We start from the raw sequence: 17256 nt of genomic DNA, 5'->3' as shown, positions 1-17256 counted from the left end.
TAGACTAATCATTGAATAGAGCAAATAAGGACATCAGTATTATGCCCTCTCATAACACGCAGCTTGACTCGATAAGCGCCTTAAAGATTTATAATTATGGGCGTAGTGCAAGCTTTGGTGCTAATGACACGCTGCAAGTGTTACAGCGCATGCGCCGATTTTTATTGCCAAAAGATTATACGCTCAAGCCTGAGTTATTAGAGCAGATTGCTGATGGTTATGAGCTCACCGATCCCATTGTCGATAACCTCATCAAAAAGCATGGCAAATTTGCAGATGCGTTGCAGCAGTCAATCATCGATAAAGAGGCGTTTGTAGCCTCTGATAAAGCCTACTTAATGGATGACCCTGATTTTAAAGATCTGCACGATCAGTTTGCCACCCATCCCGATTGGTTCGATGCCAAGCTGGCTGAAAAAGGAGCCGTTGCCTACAGGCGCTATCCGCTGACCTTGGTCTGGCTGCTGCGTAATGTGGCGTTAATGGCAGGCTATAGCATTCCAGCTTTATCGTTACCGCTGATAAAAACCGGATCATTGGTGCATGATGCATTAGCACGCCTGTATCGTACGTATGGCTATATGATGGCAGTCTCCGAGCACCCTAAGGTGACTGACGATGCGACGGTTTTAGCGATTGGCGGGGAGGCATGGCGACAGACCATTAGAGTGCGCCAGCTGCATAGCTTTATCCGCAAAGGTCTTATCAAAGATGGCTGGGACAGTGAGTATTGGGCGCAGCCGGTGAATCAGTCAGATATGATTGCGACCCATTTGCAGTTCTCCTTGCTAATCTCACGGGGTCTAAAATGGCTAGGTGCACGCATCACCGATGAAGAGGCAAAAGGCATTATGCATCTGTGGCGTTTAGCGACTTGGTGGATGGGGGTGGATCTAGCGCGTATTCCTAAAACAGAGCAAGACGCTTGGGAGTGGCTATATACGTATTTATCCACTCAGAAGCTTGACTTTGAGGTAGGCAGACCACTGGCAAAGGCGCTGCATGATTTGCCATCAGAGATTATGGGTGAGACCAATTGGCGCGGGCATGCCGTTGAGCTGGTCAATGCCAGTGTGACCCGCACCTTTGTTGGTGATGATATCGGTGACGGTTTGAACCTACCTAAGCTACCACTGCGACAAGGGATACTACTAAGTGCGCCCGTGTTGTTTGGTATTGATACCGCACGCCGGCTGCACCCGGTACTGGATAAGCAAATTGAGCGGTTTAGACGTGGCCGCCAGCATAATATGAACTGGTGGCTAAGAGAGAATGACCCTTACTATGCCAATAAACCGCCCCGCCTATAACACTTAAAAACCACGCCTATTAAACAAAAGCGGACGTATCAAAAACTTGTGCAAGACTGGCCGGCTCACGGCGCTGCACCGCATTTTGTTCATGGCGAACTTTAGATGAGGTGCGATAGGCTTGCAGGCGAGACTGTTGAATACGTCCAATTGGACGGTTTTCTTCCAAGGCTCTAAACACAGAGAAGGATAAGTGCTCCATGGCCGCAAAGTTACCATCGTCAGTGACCTCTTGCTTAGGGATAGTCAGCTTGCCAATGGTCACGAAGGGCGCTTTAGACTCATCCCACTCTTGAGTGATCTTTTCGATAGGTTGTTTTTTGACATTACGGCACAGCTGAATTTGAACGTCATACTCATAATCGTGGGTACGAATTTCATCCAATAATACCGGTCTAATCGCCTCATCTTTTGTAAATAAATGAATTTTGGGCTGTTTGATTTTTTGTTTGGCGGATTTGGTTGGGGTGATTCTAATTTTACCCATATAGTCGCCATGACGTACTACGCCTTGTGAAAAGCAATCGTACAGCCAAGGGTTTTTGGGCTTAACCGTCGCTATTTTACGAAACGCATTTAGGGTTTGTAGCCCTTGTAAATCAGGAAGCTCTTTGCCGTATTTAGTGAGCCAGTGAAAGCCAAATTTTATTAAACCAAGATTATTATTACCCAGATACTCATTAACGCCAAACACCAGTTTCGATAAATAAGCATAATCCTCTACAGAGTTGGTAAAGAATATCGGTGAGTTGACCAGTGCATAATCAAAGGTGGTGCAATCTGGGTCATCAGGGGTCAGCTTTTTACCGGGAACATCAAATATCTTGAAGGCCAGTCCAATACCCATACCAAGTCGTCTATCTGGGGCTATATTGCCTTGGGCATTAGAAAAACGAATCACCGCATCATGGGTGCCAGCTTTGGCATACAAGCCTTGTGCATAGGCTTCGGGTAGATTATCCAGTATTTCAAACTTGGCTTTTAGCGCGCAATAGCCTTTGGCATGAACGGCGCGTGTGTGATGATCGAGATGATTGATTTTTTTGGACTTTTTGACATAGTCTGTGATGTCGGCGACTACCATTTGCATAATCGATTCGTCGTGAGCGCTCAACGTGGTATATTTTTCATCGAATTTGGCAAATTTTGGCTTAAATAATTTTTTTAGCATATTAGGCTGCCTGTAATAGGTTGTGGGTAGCCTATTTATGATAAAAAATATTTTATGAATAAGGTGCTAACTTGTGATTAGGTTCTGCCATTAATATGTAACATGAGAGCCGCTTTAACGATAGCCATAGCGTTTTGTCAAAATCAAGGATAAGTAAAACAAGATTTTAAACACTATCTTGACTGGGACTGACATTAAAAAATCGTCTGTACTCACGGCTAAATTGGCTAGGGCTTTAAAAGCCTCAATATTATCGAGATGTCTCAAGCTTTCTCTTAGATAAACTAGGCATTTATCTTCGCCATTTTGAGTCGATTTTAATAAGGTATTGATGCTCGACTTTAAGCGTTTGATGTTTTGGTTTTGGGTATAAATTATAATTACTAAGCCAATTGCAAGATTGGGTAAGCGATTTGTTCAGTAGCATAAGATTTCCATTAAAGGGTTAGAGCTTTATGATTAGGATTATGGATGTAGGCTACATATTGAGCACCCATTAATGTCCTATATAAAATCAAAGTTATTTTGTTAAAAAATATAGCACTAAGAAGCAGGGATTAGTTACTAAGAATTAATCCCTGCTCAAAACTAAAAAAACAACCTCTAATGCGCCTCATCCCAGTTATCACCGACACCAGTTTCCACCAATAATGGTACGGCAAAATCAACATCCCAGCCCATCTGCTTAGCGGTATCGCTCAGTACATTTTGCATCGCATTTTTAATAAGCTTAGCAATGTGATCGACCTTATCGGCATCCACCTCAAATACCAATTCATCATGCACCTGTAATAGCATTTTGGCATTTTGTTTGGGCAATACTTTATCCACCGCAATCATCGCAAGCTTAATTAAATCAGCGGCACTGCCTTGTAGTGGGGCATTAATCGCAGCACGTTCGGCGCCGCGGCGTACCATTTGATTGCTGTGCTGAATGTCTGGGGTATAAAGCTTACGCCCTAAGATGGTTTCGATATAGCCATTGTCTACCGCGCTATTTCGAGTCTCTTGCATATAACGCTGCACGCCAGGATAACGTGCGAAGTACTGATTGATATAGTCTTGTGCTTCACTGCGTCCCATTTGAATTTGCTTGGCCAGACCAAAGGCGCTCATACCATAGAGCAAACCAAAGTTAATGGCTTTGGCGTTACGGCGCTCGGTTGGGGTAACATCATCGACTGATTTACCAAGCACCTCAGCTGCTGTGGCACTATGAATGTCCAAGCCTTCATTAAAGGCGCGAGTCAGGTTGTCGTCACCTGAGAAATGTGCCATCAAGCGCAGCTCAATCTGTGAGTAGTCCGCCGCCAGTAGCACTCGGCCTTTAGGTGCGATAAAGGCTTGGCGAATTAAGCGGCCAGTCTTGGTGCGAATAGGAATGTTCTGCAAGTTTGGATCAGTAGAGGAGAGGCGACCGGTACTGGTTAAGGCTTGATGATAGCTGGTATGCACACGGTCAGTATCGTTATCGGCTACCGCATCGAGTGCATCGGTATAGGTGTTTTTGAGCTTAGCTAAGCTACGATATTCTAGGGCAATCTCAGCCAGTGGGTGCTCAATCTTTGACAATACTGCCTCACCGGTTGAGTATTGACCGGATTTGGTTTTTTTACCGCCAATAACGCCAAGCTTATCAAACAGCATTTCACCCAATTGCTTAGGTGAGCCTAGGTTAAACGCTTCTCCGGCTTCAATGTAGGCTTGCTTTTCAAGCGCAACAATCTCTTCATCAAAGCGCTCAGACAACTCGTTTAAGAATGAGCGTTTGATCATAATGCCTTCGGACTCCATCTGACACAATATCTGTGCCACAGGAATCTCAAGCTCATGCAATAGGCGTTGGTTGACCGCGTCATCTTTGAGCTTATCTTGGAACAGCTCAAACAATTGATAGGTAATATCGGCGTCTTCACACGCATAGTCACTGGCAATGTTAATAGCGACTTTATCAAAGGTCACCTGCTTAGCCCCTTTACCCGCGACGTCTTCAAAGCTAATGGTTTGGGTATGCAAATAATGGCGGGCAAGATCGTCCATGCTGTGACGGGTAGCTGCTGCATTTAACACGTAGCTTGCGAGCATGGTATCCATTTCCCAGTTTTTGGGTGACATATTTAACTCGATACCATACTTGCTCAATACATGAGCATCATATTTTAGATGTTGACCGATTTTGCCAATGTTAGGGTTCTCTAAAATAGGCTTTAATTTGGCAAGCACTGTATCACGGTCAAGCTGTTTGGCTATTAGCGGATCAACTGTTGCATTTGCAAGTAGTTTTGCTTGCTCGGCTTCTTCTTTTTTGTTCTTCGCCTTTTTTTGCGGTTCGTTATAGTCCACATGTGCCAGTGGTAAATAATAAGCCTCATGCGCTTGCACAGAAAAGGACAGGCCCACGATCTGTGCTTCACGCCAGTTGATACTGGTGGTCTCGGTATCGACAGCAAAGTAAGGCGCTGCCTGTAGTTTGTTTAATAAATTATCAAAGGCAGACTCATCAAGGATGGTGTGCCAAGCTTTGTCATGCGTGTTGCTATTTTTGATATGCTCAATAATAGAGCTCTGTTTTTGGTGTTGTAGGGTTTTGGCCACTTGTGCTTGTGACTCAGCATCGGCTTTGCTATCAGCCACACTATGGACGTTTGAGTTGGCAGGGTGATTGGGATGATCCAATGATGCCAATTCATTTTTGAATTCAAGCTCACTATATAAGTCTCGCAATTCAGCCACAAAAGCGCTGCTATCGGTATTAATGCGCAGGTCTTCCCAATCCTGACCGATATCTAGGTTGGTCACAATGGTGGCAAGCTGCCGATCACGGGGAATATTATCTGCAAACTCCACCAACTTTTCGCCCACTTTGCCTTTGATGTTGTGAGCGTTAGCAAGGATATTGTCTACGGTTTGGTACTGATTAAGCCATTTAACTGCGGTTTTTTGACCGACACTAGGGATGCCTTTAATGCCGTCAGAAGCATCCCCCATAAGAGTAAGTAGATCAATGATTTGATTGGGTTTAATACCAAATTTTTCTTCAACCGCTGGCACATCGACCACTTTGCCGGCGAAGCTGTCCTCCAATATGACACAGTCGTTGACCAGCTGCATCATGTCTTTATCACCGGTTGAGATGACCACATGATGACCCTCTTCAATAGCGCGGTGGGTCAGGGTACCGATAATGTCATCAGCCTCAGCGCCTTCAATACGCAGCAGTGGAATGCCAAGTGCCCGTACCAAACGGTGAATATAAGGGATTTGTTCGGCCAACTCAGGATCCATTTTTGGCCGATTGGCTTTGTATTCCTCTGACATGGTGTGACGAAACGTGGGTGACTTGGTGTCAAAGCATACGGCCATATGGGTGGGATGATAGCGGCGCATTACTTTGAGTAGCGCATTGAGCGTACCGCGAATGGCATTAGTAGTCAGGCCTTGAGTGGTCATCATGGTCTTAGGCAGCGCATGGTAAGTGCGAAACAGATAGTAAGAGCCATCTACCAGCACAAAAGGTGGCTGCTGTTTATCGATATGATCTGTAGGCATCTGTGCCACATTAGGCATGGCCTCGAAATCCGGCAATATATTGGGATCTAATGCCGCATGGGAGGTGTCGGTTGTGGTATCGGCAGTTTTGAGGTTAGTGTCTTTAGTGGTTTTATCGGTCATAGGAGATCACTTTTAGTCAAAGTTTTAATAATCAGAAGTTGGTTTTAAAGGAAGGAGGCTTAATAATAGTTTTTTTATTTAAGCAGCTTAGTGGCCCATCTAAGCGTTGTGCTATGAGGTCATCATAATTAGCCTCATTATAACTAAAATTTTCACTGTCGTTAGGATCATTAGTGAGTGATTGATACCAGACAGTTCATCATGCTCTCTAGAAAATCAGCTGAATAAAAAGCCCAAACGGCGCAAAGGCGGTTTGGGCTATTAAAGGTAGAGAATGTACTAAGAGCACTTAAAGACGGTTGGCGTTAAAAGCTCTATTTAAGCTCAGAGCTGACTTCAACGTCGATATTGCCACGTGTGGCTTTAGAGTAGGGGCACACTTCATGAGCCGCTTCTACGGCCTTTTGAATCTCCTCAGCACTTGCCTCGGTGTTAGACGCGATCACATGTAATTTAACTGCCAGATTGTAGTCATGACCATCACCTTGTAATAGGCGAACTTCAGCTTGCGTAGTAGAATCAAATTTAATCTTTTGCATTTGCTTGACCACACCTAACGCACTATCAAAGCAAGCGGCATAACCCATAGCGAAGAGCTGTTCAGGGTTATTACCTTTACCGGTACCTGGCGCTTTCATGTCAATGGTTAAATCACTGTCATTTAATCCCGCTGAACCAGTACGACCGCCAGTTACTGTGGCTTGAGTGGTATATAAAGTTTTCATATCATTCCTTTTTTATAATTTATAGTCATTACATTTTAAGAGGTTTTTACAACATCTAGGCTTAGCATAACAAAATGCTTGCTATGTTGCGTTGATGGCTAGTAAAGCTTTACCTCTTGTTTGTAACGTTATCTTAATCTGTCATAGACGCCAACATCTTTCTGCAGTCTTAACTGAAATCCGTTACAATACGCACATTCATTTTCCCTATTTAGTTTAAATAGCATTTTTAAGCGGCCATATTAAAGCTCTGCTTTTTAAAACCAGTTATTTTTCATATATTATCACCTAACAGTTGAAGCCCAAATTATGAGCGTAGATCCAAAAACCTTAAATAAACAAGTGGCCAAGCGCCGCACCTTTGCTATTATCTCTCACCCCGATGCCGGTAAAACCACCATGACCGAAAAGCTCCTGCTTTGGGGTCAAGCCATTCAGGTCGCTGGTGAGGTGAAAGGTCGCAAAACAGATCGCCATGCCACCTCAGATTGGATGAGTATGGAGCAAGAACGTGGTATTTCAATTACCACCTCGGTAATGCAGTTTCCTTATAAAGACCATATCGTAAACCTACTAGATACCCCAGGCCACGCTGACTTCTCAGAAGACACGTACCGCACATTAACTGCGGTAGACAGTGCATTAATGATGGTCGATGGCGCCAAAGGTGTCGAAGAGCGTACCATTAAGCTGATGGAAGTGTGTCGTATGCGCGACACCCCAATTATCTCATTTGTTAACAAGCTAGACCGCCAGATCCGTGATCCGTTAGAGCTGCTTGATGAAATTGAAACCGTTTTGGGTATCAAGTGCGTGCCGGTGACTTGGCCGATCGGTATGGGGCAGGACTTCGTTGGGGTGTATCACTTAACTGAAGATAAAACCTATTTATATAAAAAAGGCCACGGCGGCGAGATTACTGAGATTGAAACCCGCGAAGGCTATGATTATCCTGACGTGCGTCAGCGTCTGGGTGAGTTGGCATTTTCAGCCTTTGAAGAGTCGCTTGAGCTGGTACAAATGGCGTTAGAGAACTTCGATGTTGATTTGTTCTTAAAAGGTGAGATGACACCTGTATTATTCGGTACAGCGCTGGGTAACTTCGGTGTCAATATGGTGCTAGATACGTTAATTGAACATGCACCACCGCCAAAAAGCCATCCTACCAATGAGCGTATTGTGGCCGCTGACGAGACCAGCTTTAGTGGCTTCGTGTTTAAAATTCAGGCCAATATGGATCCGCGTCATCGTGACCGCATCGCCTTCTTACGAGTCTGCTCCGGCAAATACGAAAAAGGCATGAAGATGAAGCACGTACGCCTAGGTAAAGATGTACGTATCTCTGACGCATTGACCTTCTTAGCCGGTGACCGTGAGGCATTGGAGGAGGCGTATCCTGGTGACATCATTGGTCTACATAACCACGGCACGATTAGCATTGGTGACAGCTTCACGGAAGGCGAAGAGCTAAACTTCACCGGTATTCCACATTTCGCGCCAGAGTTATTCCGCCGTGTGGTGCTAAAAGATCCGCTAAAGTCAAAAGCGCTACAAAAAGGCTTACAGCAGCTGAGCGAAGAGGGTGCCACTCAGGTGTTTATGCCACAAATTAACAACGACTTAATTTTGGGCGCTGTGGGTGTGCTGCAGTTTGAAGTGGTGGCACATCGTCTAAAAGAAGAGTATAAAGTGCAGTGTATCTTTGAGCCGGTATCGATTGCCACAGTGCGCTGGATCCACTGTGATGATGAGGCAATATTGGCTAAATTTAAGAAAAAAGCGCATGATCAACTGTCGGTTGATGGCGGTGGTCACCTCACTTATTTGGCGCCCAGCCGAGTGAACTTGCAGCTGATGCAAGACCGTTATCCAGAGATTACCTTTAGCAATACTCGTGAGCACTAATTTCACCGTCAAAAATATAACCACTAACAATACGACCACTAACAAAGCGATATAAACCGCTTACCCGTACAAAGACGCTCTTAGCGATAAGGGCGTCTTTTTTTATAAGGTGTTGCATTAATGTCAGTCAATATAAAGTGGCCAACTGAGTAACAGATGCGTGATTTTTAAATTTTGTAGCAATAAACACAGTTTAAACACAGTGAGCACCCGCTTTGCTATATATTTAAAGCCATATCTAAAGCGCTAACCCTAACGCCGCTAAATGATAATAATAAGGCTTAGGATAAAAATATCGACAAGTTAACCAAATCAGGAGGCGGTATGTCATCAACACACTTGATAGGGACTCGCAGCTTACGCCTTTTTAGTATCTGTGCTTTAGCGGCCTTGACCCCTTTTCCCCTATACGCTGCCAACTTAGTGTATGCTGAGGATTATCTGGACTATCGTTTGCCAAGCTTAGTCACCGACACGTGTGAGAGTCGCAGCGACTACAGCTGTCCGCAGATTGATATTAAATATGCAGCCAGCAGTCAAGGCTGGATAAATACCTTGATTAATACCCGCATCAATCAAATTGTACCGGGCTCACAGTCTGAAACTGAGCGAACGCAGCCGCCATCAAACGCTAAAGTCTTGACCCAAGCTGAGGTAAAAAAACGCTTGGATGGCTTTGCCAAATCGCAATTAGAGGACATCCCAGAGGGCAGCAGTATCAACTATAGCTTTGAGGCCTCACCCAGTTACCTTGGGCATATGGGGGAGTTTGAGCTGTTTGAAATCAACAGTTATATTTATCTAGGCGGGGCTCATGGGCTGGGCACTTCTGAATATATGATGTTTGATACCTCATCTAAGCGTCATATCCAGTTGGACGATATGCTGTTGGCAGGCCAAAAATCTAAATTTAAAGCGTTGGCTTATGAGCAGTACAAAGCTTGGGTGCGTAAAGATAATAACGAACTCAAAGCATACGAAAAAATGTGGCCCTTTACGCTAACTGATAATGCCTTGTTAACCGATAAAGGGGTGGTACTAAGATACCAGCCTTATGAGATAGCTGCTTATGCTTACGGTATGCCGGAGCTGACAGTACCTTATAATCAGCTAAAAGGCATATTAAAGCCCAAATACATCCCGCATTAAAATTAAAATAAATAAACTGGCTTATTTTGAAGAATAACGCTATATAGTAAGACATCGCATTAAATAGATAAAATAGGCGTAAGCCGCCAGAATTGATAGCAAAATTAAATAAAATGGAATCTATGAGGAGATTTTTATGAGTGATTATAACAACACAAACCAAACGCAGTGGCAACTGACCGCCTTAACCGAAGCTTTGGGTAATCTAGAGCTCAACGTAGACCATAAGTTAACCGTTGGTCGTGGTCAAGACAATGATGTGGTACTAGGCAGCAAGCAGGTCTCTCGACAACATGCTGAGCTAACTGTCGTTGATGATGAGCTACTGGTACAAGATTTAGGGTCATCAAATGGTACTTTGGTCAATGATGTCAGACTTGAGCCGCATCAGCCAAAAAGCTTGGTGGTAGATGATGTGGTTACTTTCGCCGCTTTTAGCTTCCAAGTAAAACAAACTCAGCCAGTAGCCTCGGCGGCGGTATCAGTACTTGAGCCTGAAGTTGAAACTATCGAGCCTGAAGTTGAAACCATTGAGCCTGAAATTGAAACCATCGAGCCTGAAGTTGAGACAGTAGAACCTGAAGCCATCGAGCCAGAAACGGTCGAGCCTATAGAAACTGCAGAAATAGTAGAAGCGCCAGCGACTCATCCAGTAGAGCCGTTAGCTGAGCCTATCACACCTACTGCGCAACCAGAAAAAACCGACAGTGAATTTGATAAATTTGAAGCCGCTGAGAGGGCAGAGCACCAGGCTGAAGAAAACGCAGAAGCTATTGAAAAATCGGGTATTAAAAACATGACCGAAGCTGAGCTTGAACAAAAGCTAGAAGAAGAGCTTGAGCAGCCTACCGGTGTTTATAACTCAGAGCAAAACCATCTGCATAAAGATGACACTGAGCACTTTGCAGAGTTGGCTCGTGAGGCAGATCCTGAAGTGCATAAATCCAAACAAGCAGCTGCTGCCCAGATGTCAGCCACCACTAATTTGCATGACACCGTAGAGCCAGACGCTAAAAAACCCGTCAAAGAGCTGACAGGCGATGCAGAAAATGAGATAAATACCCAAACTCAGGCACCCGTATCTGAAAAAAATCCAGCCAACAGCTTTAATACGGTGAATGAGCAGCCGCAGCACAAGGTGGCACACATTCATAAAACGGATTCTGCACCACAAAATGCAAATTCTGGATCAAACAAAGGCTTTTTGTGGATGGCCTTGATTTTATTGGTCTTAGCCGTAGCTTTATGGCTTTATAACAGTGGCACATTGGCCTAAAAATAAAAAAAATTGCATTTTTTTTAAAAAAAATGAAATTAGGGGTTGTGTTTTAAAAAATATTTGCTAGAATACACCCCACTTCGAGAGAACAAGCCGACTTAGCTCAGTTGGTAGAGCAACTGACTTGTAATCAGTAGGTCGCCAGTTCGATTCCGGCAGTCGGCACCATTCGTCTCTCAAAGTACTTTGCTTTAAGCAATTTTAGTAAAACTATCAATAAGTTAGTTTTACAACCTAGGTGGGGTTGGGGAGCGGTCAAACCCAACAGACTGTAAATCTGTCGCGAAAGCTTCGAAGGTTCGAATCCTTCCCCCACCACCATTTTCTAGTTACAATTTCAATTAGTGTTCAAGTATCCGTCTACCTAGAGCAGCACACTGCCAAATCCCATGCATATGGCAGCTAAAGAAAGCTGTGATACTGCGGGTGTGGTTTAATGGTAGAACCTCAGCCTTCCAAGCTGATGGCGCGGGTTCGATTCCCGCCACCCGCTCCAACTTATTTAAAATAAAGCACATTAAGCTCATATAGCTCAGCGGTAGAGCACTCCCTTGGTAAGGGAGAGGTCTCGAGTTCAATTCTCGATATGAGCTCCATTGTTTTAATTCTTCTAATTCCTATATTTCATTAGAACTAAGTTGGTAAGCGAGCTTACTTGTTTAAACATTAAATTAAAAAAATCGGCTAGGCCTGTAGCAGGCTAGGCAAATAAAGTTAGGTGACTATTTAATAAAGTTGAAACTTTAATTAAAAATTTACAAGGGCAAATAATGACCTTGCACCATATAACATCTTATAGTTAATTGTTTGATAGGCAGCACTTAGTGTTGCCTTTTAGTGTTGTAATTTACTAAATAATAGAAAATAACAACCGTTATAACCTTAGTAGTACTATTTATTTTAGTAAACCCATAAAAAGAGGACACACTCATGGCAAAGGCCAAGTTCGAACGTAACAAGCCGCACGTAAACGTCGGTACCATCGGTCACGTTGACCACGGTAAAACCACTCTAACAGCTGCTATCGCAACTGTAGCTGCAAAAACTTTTGGTGGCGAAGCCAAAGACTACGCTGCAATTGACTCAGCACCAGAAGAAAAAGCCCGTGGTATTACAATCAACACCTCACACATTGAGTATGACACTGCTGACCGTCACTACGCACACGTAGACTGCCCAGGTCACGCTGACTATGTTAAAAACATGATCACTGGTGCTGCTCAGATGGACGGTGCTATTCTAGTTGTATCAGCTACTGACGGCCCAATGCCACAAACTCGTGAGCACATCTTGTTATCACGTCAGGTTGGCGTACCATACATCATGGTATTCATGAACAAATGTGACATGGTTGACGACGAAGAATTACTAGAGCTAGTAGAAATGGAAGTACGTGAATTACTTTCAGACTACGACTTCCCAGGTGATGACACACCAATCATCAAAGGTTCAGCTTTAGAAGCCCTAAACGGTAAAGATGGCAAATATGGTGAGCCAGCAGTTATCGAATTACTACAAACTCTAGACACTTACATTCCAGAGCCAGAGCGTGACATCGATAAGCCATTCTTGATGCCTATCGAAGACGTATTCTCAATCTCAGGTCGTGGTACTGTTGTAACTGGCCGTGTTGAGTCTGGTATCGTTAAAGTTGGTGACGAGATTGAAATCGTTGGTATCCGTGACACTCAAAAAACTACCTGTACAGGTGTTGAGATGTTCCGTAAGCTACTAGACGAAGGTCGTGCTGGTGAGAACTGTGGTGTACTACTACGTGGTACTAAGCGTGAAGACGTACAACGTGGCCAAGTACTAGCTAAGCCAGGTTCAATCACTCCGCACACTAAGTTTGACGCTGAAGTATACGTACTATCAAAAGAAGAGGGTGGTCGTCACACACCATTCCTAAACGGCTATCGTCCACAGTTCTACTTCCGTACAACTGACGTAACTGGTGCTATTTCTCTACAAGAAGGTACTGAAATGGTAATGCCAGGCGATAACGTTGAGATGAGCGTAGAGCTTATCCACCCAATCGCTATGGACAAAGGTCTACGTTTCGCAATCCGCGAAGGTGGCCGTACTGTAGGTGCTGGTGTTGTTGCTAACGTTAAAGACTAATCTCTTTAAGTGTTAATAACGCTATCAAGCAAAAAAACCGCCTCATTGAGGCGGTTTTTTTATGGTCACTACTTTTAGTCTGTTTTTAGTCTATGTCACAGGTTATTTAAACGCTTTAATCAGTGCAAAAATCAAGGTAATTGAGTAGACAACTTAATTAAAATCGCTATAATACTACACGACTAAATCTAGTGATCTGCAATGATAGCCGCTGTTAGAAGGGGTTATATAAAAGAATCCTAGTTTCAAGCACTCACAAGGCTTGCAATCCATAAAAAAGATTGTATAATAGTCAACCTTAACTAAAGGCGATTGGCTCAATTGGTAGAGCATCGGTTTCCAAAACCGAGGGTTGGGGGTTCGAGTCCCTCATCGCCTGCCACTTATATGACTGATAACTGTCTACGCTTAATTAACTAAACCAGCACTCTTCTTTTACCATACAGATAGGCGGCTTTAACTCTATCGTCTACGTCGTAAGGCAATTCAACTATGAGCAATCAACAAGATAACCTAGATAGTAAGGTATCTGACGCTAAGCAGGGCGCTCATAATACGTTAAGAAAATCGCTTAATGGTAAAAGTGCAGTAGAAGTAGCCAAAATACGCTCTCCAAAAGACATCATGCTTTGGATTATCGCATTTGCTGCTCTAATTGGTGCCACGCTAGTTAATTATAAGCTGCCTGGTATTTGGCAGCCTGCTAACGATATTTGGGTTCGTGTTGGTATTATCGCCTCACTGATTGTGTTGGCCATTATTTGTTTGGCACTGACCAATCAAGGACGCAGCTTTAAGGTATTGCTTAAAGACGCCAGCATAGAGTTACGCCGTGTTACCTGGCCAAGTAAGAATGAAACCATTCAGTATACTTGGCAGTCTTTATTGGTAATCGGTATCGTAGCCGTTATTGTGTGGTTACTTGATAACCTATTTAACTGGTTGGTTGGTATCTTTATCGGTTAATCACTGGGTTAGTGATAAATAAGATAAGCGGCAGTACAAGTTAAAAAATTAGTTATAAAAAAGAATTGTTAGGGCTGGGCTTCATATAACTTCATAAGGGTTATATCAGCTTTACAGCCTGTTTTTTTTAATCAGCAATCGTTTGATTGACGTCATGGAGAAACATATGCGCTGGTATATCGTGCAGGCATTTTCAGGATATGAAAAGCAAGTCCAACGCTACTTGACGGATCGTATCAATCGCAGTGAGTTCGCTGATAAATTCGGTGAAGTACTGGTACCAACCGAAGAAGTCGTTGAAATGAAAGACGGCAAAAAGCGTAAAAGTGAGCGTAAATTCTTTCCAGGCTACGTATTAGTAGAAATGGAAATGAATGATGATACTTGGCATATTGTAAATGACTGTCCGCGTATTACCGGCTTCATTGGCGGTACACCAGAGAATCCAGCACCCATTACTAAAGTTGAAGCCGATCGTATCTTAAATCGTCTTAAACAAAGTGAAGAAGCACCACGTCCTAAGACTTTATTTGAGCCAGGTGAAGAAGTTCTGGTTATTGACGGACCTTTCACTGACTTTAAAGGCCTAGTCGAAAAAGTGGATTACGAGAAATCTAAGCTACAACTGACTGTAAACGTATTTAACAGACCAACTCAGGTCGAATTAGAGTTTAGTAAAGTTGAGAAGTTAAGCTGATTGGCTGACGACGATAGCAACTGAGCTAAATATTTTAACCCCCGGGGAGCGGATGGCTCTGCTTACATCAAGATAGTAAGTGTGAGCAGAAAGCGTTATCACCCGTAAAGGAGAAAACTCATGGCTAAGAAGATTGATGGTTACATCAAACTACAAGTGCCTGCTGGCAAAGCAAACCCTTCACCACCAATTGGTCCTGCACTAGGTCAAAAAGGTGTGAACATCATGGCATTCTGTAAAGAGTTCAATGCGGCAACTGCCAGCATGGAACCAGGTCTGCCAATTCCTACTGAAATCACAGTATACGCTGATAAATCATTCACATTTATCATGAAGTCACCACCTGCTGCCTTCTTGCTGCGTAAAGCTGCTGGTATCGCTAAAGGTTCTGGTGTTCCAAATACTACTAAAGTAGGTAAAGTTACTCGTGCACAGCTAGAAGAAATCGTGCAAACTAAAAATGCTGATTTGACTGCTGCTGACCTGGACGCTGCTGTACGTACCATCGCTGGTACTGCACGTTCAATGGGCATCGATGTGGAGGGTGTGTAAATGAGTAAACTTACTAAACGTCAAAAAATGATCGCTGAGCGTGTAGAAAGCCAAAAGCTTTATACGCTTGAAGAAGCGGTAAGCATTTTAAACGACCTACCACCTCTTAAATTCAAAGAGTCAGTTGATATCGCTATCAACCTAGGCGTAGACCCACGTAAATCAGACCAAGTGGTTCGTGGTGCAACTAACCTACCTGCAGGTACTGGTAAAACTAAGCGTGTTGCTGTATTCGCCCAAGGCGCTGCTGCTGATGCTGCTAAAGAAGCCGGTGCTGATGTAGTGGGTATGGATGATCTAGCGGAACAAGTTAAAGCGGGCAACCTAGACTTTGACGTTGTTATCGCAGCACCAGACGCAATGCGTGTTGTTGGTCAGTTAGGTACTATCCTAGGTCCACGTGGCCTAATGCCTAACCCTAAAGTAGGTACCGTTACTCCTAACGTTGCTGAAGCAGTTGCAAACGCTAAAGCAGGTCAGGCGACTTACCGTGTAGATAAAGCAGGTATCATCCACACCACTATCGGTCAGGTTGGTTTCACTGTTGAACAAATCCAGCAGAACGTACAGGCTTTATTAGCAGACATCCGTCGTGCTAAGCCAGCTACTTCTAAAGGTATCTACATCAAAAAAATTACTTTATCTAGCACCATGGGTCCTGGTATCGCATTAGATCCACTACCATACCGAGTAGCTAAGTAAGCTTAAAAGATAAAGAAAAAACATAAGGAATAGGGCGAATAATCGCCCTAATTCCTACCGAATTTAAAAATTTATAATATTAGGTCAGCTTAGCCAAAGCTATGCTGTCTAAGACCGTAGGTAGGTATCTTAGGTTTGCCTTCGATGCTGTTAATTGATGTCAGTGTTAAATCGAACCATTGTGTTTTATTTAGCCTAGCATTGGCCTACGCAGACGGTGACCCAAAAAAGTTTGATCGTGGGAATGGGTTAGTTTACTAATTTGGTTTCTCCTTCATTCTGATAAAGGTGCCGTATTCAGCGTTATTAAAGTCGCTGGTTGATGACAAGTACGTCTTGGCTTAACCGGTATTTATACTTTAGTAATAGAAACGTCAATTCAACATTGCTGCGGCAATGATGATGAGATCAAGGAGTCAACTCATGGCATTAACGCTAGAACAGAAACAAAAAGTTGTGGCTGAAGTGTCTGAAGTTGCTGCAAATGCTTATTCAGCAGTTGCTGCTGATTATCATGGCCTTGAAGTAGCTCAGTTAACTAAGCTACGTAACCAAGCTCGTGAGAAAGGTGTTGTACTTAAAGTTGTTAAAAACACGCTAGCTAAGCGTGCTTTTGAAGGTACTAGCTTTGAGTGCATGTCAGATAAGATGGTTGGCCCATTGTTACTGGCTTTTTCTACTGAAGATTTAGGTTCTGCTGCTCGTGTAATTCACGAATTCGCTAAAGAACACAAAGCTTTAGAGCCAAAGCTTGTATCAGTTGGTGGTGAGTTGTTTGGTCCTGAGGAAATTGAGCGCGTAGCTAAACTTCCAACACGCGACGAAGCACTATCTATCTTGATGGCAACAATGAAAGCACCAGTAACCAAGCTTGCACGTACTATGAAAGAAGTACCAGGCAAGTTTGTACGTACTGTTGCAGCAGTAAAAGACGCAAAAGAAGCCGCTTAGTTTATAGCTACTTAACTTATATAAGTAAGCGACTAAGTTATTTTCGATCGATACAG

At 43.6% G+C, this 17256-nt stretch carries 13 protein-coding genes and 5 tRNA genes; 15 read left to right on the top strand and 3 right to left on the bottom strand.

Features of this window, described 5'->3' with window-relative positions; genetic code table 11:
• Positions 1 to 41: 41 nt before the first annotated feature.
• Complete coding sequence (locus tag DLE54_RS09780; protein ID WP_110817026.1) at positions 42 to 1310, top strand: oxygenase MpaB family protein; 1269 nt, start codon at positions 42 to 44, stop codon at positions 1308 to 1310.
• Positions 1311 to 1329: 19 nt separating this feature from the next.
• Here the strand turns inward: DLE54_RS09780 and DLE54_RS09775 are convergent, their stop codons facing one another.
• The 3 genes from DLE54_RS09775 to DLE54_RS09765 all read right to left on the bottom strand — a co-directional run bounded on the left by DLE54_RS09775 (position 1330) and on the right by DLE54_RS09765 (position 6878).
• A complete protein-coding gene (locus DLE54_RS09775) occupies positions 1330 to 2481 on the bottom strand; it encodes a catalase family protein (protein ID WP_110817025.1) in 1152 nt (383 codons plus the stop codon).
• A 603-nt stretch (positions 2482 to 3084) separates the two neighbouring features.
• Positions 3085 to 6048 (bottom strand): DNA polymerase I, encoded by a 2964-nt coding sequence (polA, locus tag DLE54_RS09770; protein ID WP_413775377.1) that lies wholly within the window; start codon positions 6046 to 6048, stop codon positions 3085 to 3087.
• A 419-nt stretch (positions 6049 to 6467) separates the two neighbouring features.
• Complete coding sequence (locus DLE54_RS09765; protein WP_110817023.1) at positions 6468 to 6878, bottom strand: organic hydroperoxide resistance protein; 411 nt, start codon at positions 6876 to 6878, stop codon at positions 6468 to 6470.
• A gap of 309 nt (positions 6879 to 7187) precedes the next feature.
• On the opposite strand from DLE54_RS09765, the gene DLE54_RS09760 reads away from it, so the two are divergent.
• The 14 genes from DLE54_RS09760 (at position 7188) to rplJ (ending at position 17200) form a co-directional block, all read left to right on the top strand.
• Positions 7188 to 8783 (top strand): peptide chain release factor 3, encoded by a 1596-nt coding sequence (locus DLE54_RS09760; RefSeq protein WP_110817022.1) that lies wholly within the window; start codon positions 7188 to 7190, stop codon positions 8781 to 8783.
• Between the two features lie 324 nt (positions 8784 to 9107).
• A complete protein-coding gene (locus tag DLE54_RS09755; RefSeq protein ID WP_110817021.1) occupies positions 9108 to 9932 on the top strand; it encodes an RsiV family protein in 825 nt (274 codons plus the stop codon).
• 136 nt (positions 9933 to 10068) lie between these two features.
• On the top strand, positions 10069 to 11208 hold the full coding sequence (locus DLE54_RS09750; RefSeq protein WP_110817020.1) for an FHA domain-containing protein: 1140 nt from the start codon (positions 10069 to 10071) through the stop codon (positions 11206 to 11208).
• Between the two features lie 95 nt (positions 11209 to 11303).
• Positions 11304 to 11379, top strand: a tRNA-Thr gene (locus tag DLE54_RS09745).
• Between the two features lie 69 nt (positions 11380 to 11448).
• A tRNA-Tyr gene (locus DLE54_RS09740) sits at positions 11449 to 11532 on the top strand.
• A gap of 101 nt (positions 11533 to 11633) precedes the next feature.
• Positions 11634 to 11707 (top strand) — tRNA-Gly (locus DLE54_RS09735).
• A 25-nt stretch (positions 11708 to 11732) separates the two neighbouring features.
• A tRNA-Thr gene (locus DLE54_RS09730) sits at positions 11733 to 11807 on the top strand.
• Between the two features lie 334 nt (positions 11808 to 12141).
• Positions 12142 to 13332 carry an elongation factor Tu gene (tuf, locus tag DLE54_RS09725; protein ID WP_011961077.1) on the top strand — a complete coding sequence of 397 codons (1191 nt, stop codon included), beginning with the start codon at positions 12142 to 12144 and terminating at the stop codon, positions 13330 to 13332.
• Between the two features lie 306 nt (positions 13333 to 13638).
• A tRNA-Trp gene (locus DLE54_RS09720) sits at positions 13639 to 13714 on the top strand.
• A 110-nt stretch (positions 13715 to 13824) separates the two neighbouring features.
• Complete coding sequence (secE, locus tag DLE54_RS09715; protein ID WP_110817019.1) at positions 13825 to 14298, top strand: preprotein translocase subunit SecE; 474 nt, start codon at positions 13825 to 13827, stop codon at positions 14296 to 14298.
• A 166-nt stretch (positions 14299 to 14464) separates the two neighbouring features.
• Entirely contained in the window at positions 14465 to 14995 is a 531-nt protein-coding gene (gene nusG / locus DLE54_RS09710) for a transcription termination/antitermination protein NusG (RefSeq protein ID WP_011961254.1), read from the top strand.
• A gap of 120 nt (positions 14996 to 15115) precedes the next feature.
• Complete coding sequence (gene rplK, locus DLE54_RS09705; RefSeq protein ID WP_007395730.1) at positions 15116 to 15547, top strand: 50S ribosomal protein L11; 432 nt, start codon at positions 15116 to 15118, stop codon at positions 15545 to 15547.
• Complete coding sequence (gene rplA / locus DLE54_RS09700; RefSeq protein WP_011961253.1) at positions 15548 to 16249, top strand: 50S ribosomal protein L1; 702 nt, start codon at positions 15548 to 15550, stop codon at positions 16247 to 16249.
• A 423-nt stretch (positions 16250 to 16672) separates the two neighbouring features.
• Positions 16673 to 17200 (top strand): 50S ribosomal protein L10, encoded by a 528-nt coding sequence (rplJ, locus tag DLE54_RS09695; RefSeq protein ID WP_011961252.1) that lies wholly within the window; start codon positions 16673 to 16675, stop codon positions 17198 to 17200.
• Positions 17201 to 17256 lie beyond the last annotated feature (56 nt).

The sequence above is a fragment of the Psychrobacter sp. YP14 genome (assembly GCF_003209315.1).
GTDB lineage: Bacteria > Pseudomonadota > Gammaproteobacteria > Pseudomonadales > Moraxellaceae > Psychrobacter > Psychrobacter raelei.
This window is presented reverse-complemented; position numbering and strand designations above follow the sequence as displayed.

Bases quoted from the DNA above. Each gene is read 5' to 3' on its own strand.
- DLE54_RS09780 (WP_110817026.1), top strand. From the start codon at position 42: ATGCCCTCTCATAACACGCAGCTTGACTCGATAAGCGCCTTAAAGATT.
- DLE54_RS09775 (WP_110817025.1), bottom strand. From the start codon at position 2,481: ATGCTAAAAAAATTATTTAAGCCAAAATTTGCCAAATTCGATGAAAAA.
- polA (WP_413775377.1), bottom strand. From the start codon at position 6,048: ATGCCTAATGTGGCACAGATGCCTACAGATCATATCGATAAACAGCAG.
- DLE54_RS09765 (WP_110817023.1), bottom strand. From the start codon at position 6,878: ATGAAAACTTTATATACCACTCAAGCCACAGTAACTGGCGGTCGTACT.
- DLE54_RS09760 (WP_110817022.1), top strand. From the start codon at position 7,188: ATGAGCGTAGATCCAAAAACCTTAAATAAACAAGTGGCCAAGCGCCGC.
- DLE54_RS09755 (WP_110817021.1), top strand. From the start codon at position 9,108: ATGTCATCAACACACTTGATAGGGACTCGCAGCTTACGCCTTTTTAGT.
- DLE54_RS09750 (WP_110817020.1), top strand. From the start codon at position 10,069: ATGAGTGATTATAACAACACAAACCAAACGCAGTGGCAACTGACCGCC.
- tuf (WP_011961077.1), top strand. From the start codon at position 12,142: ATGGCAAAGGCCAAGTTCGAACGTAACAAGCCGCACGTAAACGTCGGT.
- secE (WP_110817019.1), top strand. From the start codon at position 13,825: ATGAGCAATCAACAAGATAACCTAGATAGTAAGGTATCTGACGCTAAG.
- nusG (WP_011961254.1), top strand. From the start codon at position 14,465: ATGCGCTGGTATATCGTGCAGGCATTTTCAGGATATGAAAAGCAAGTC.
- rplK (WP_007395730.1), top strand. From the start codon at position 15,116: ATGGCTAAGAAGATTGATGGTTACATCAAACTACAAGTGCCTGCTGGC.
- rplA (WP_011961253.1), top strand. From the start codon at position 15,548: ATGAGTAAACTTACTAAACGTCAAAAAATGATCGCTGAGCGTGTAGAA.
- rplJ (WP_011961252.1), top strand. From the start codon at position 16,673: ATGGCATTAACGCTAGAACAGAAACAAAAAGTTGTGGCTGAAGTGTCT.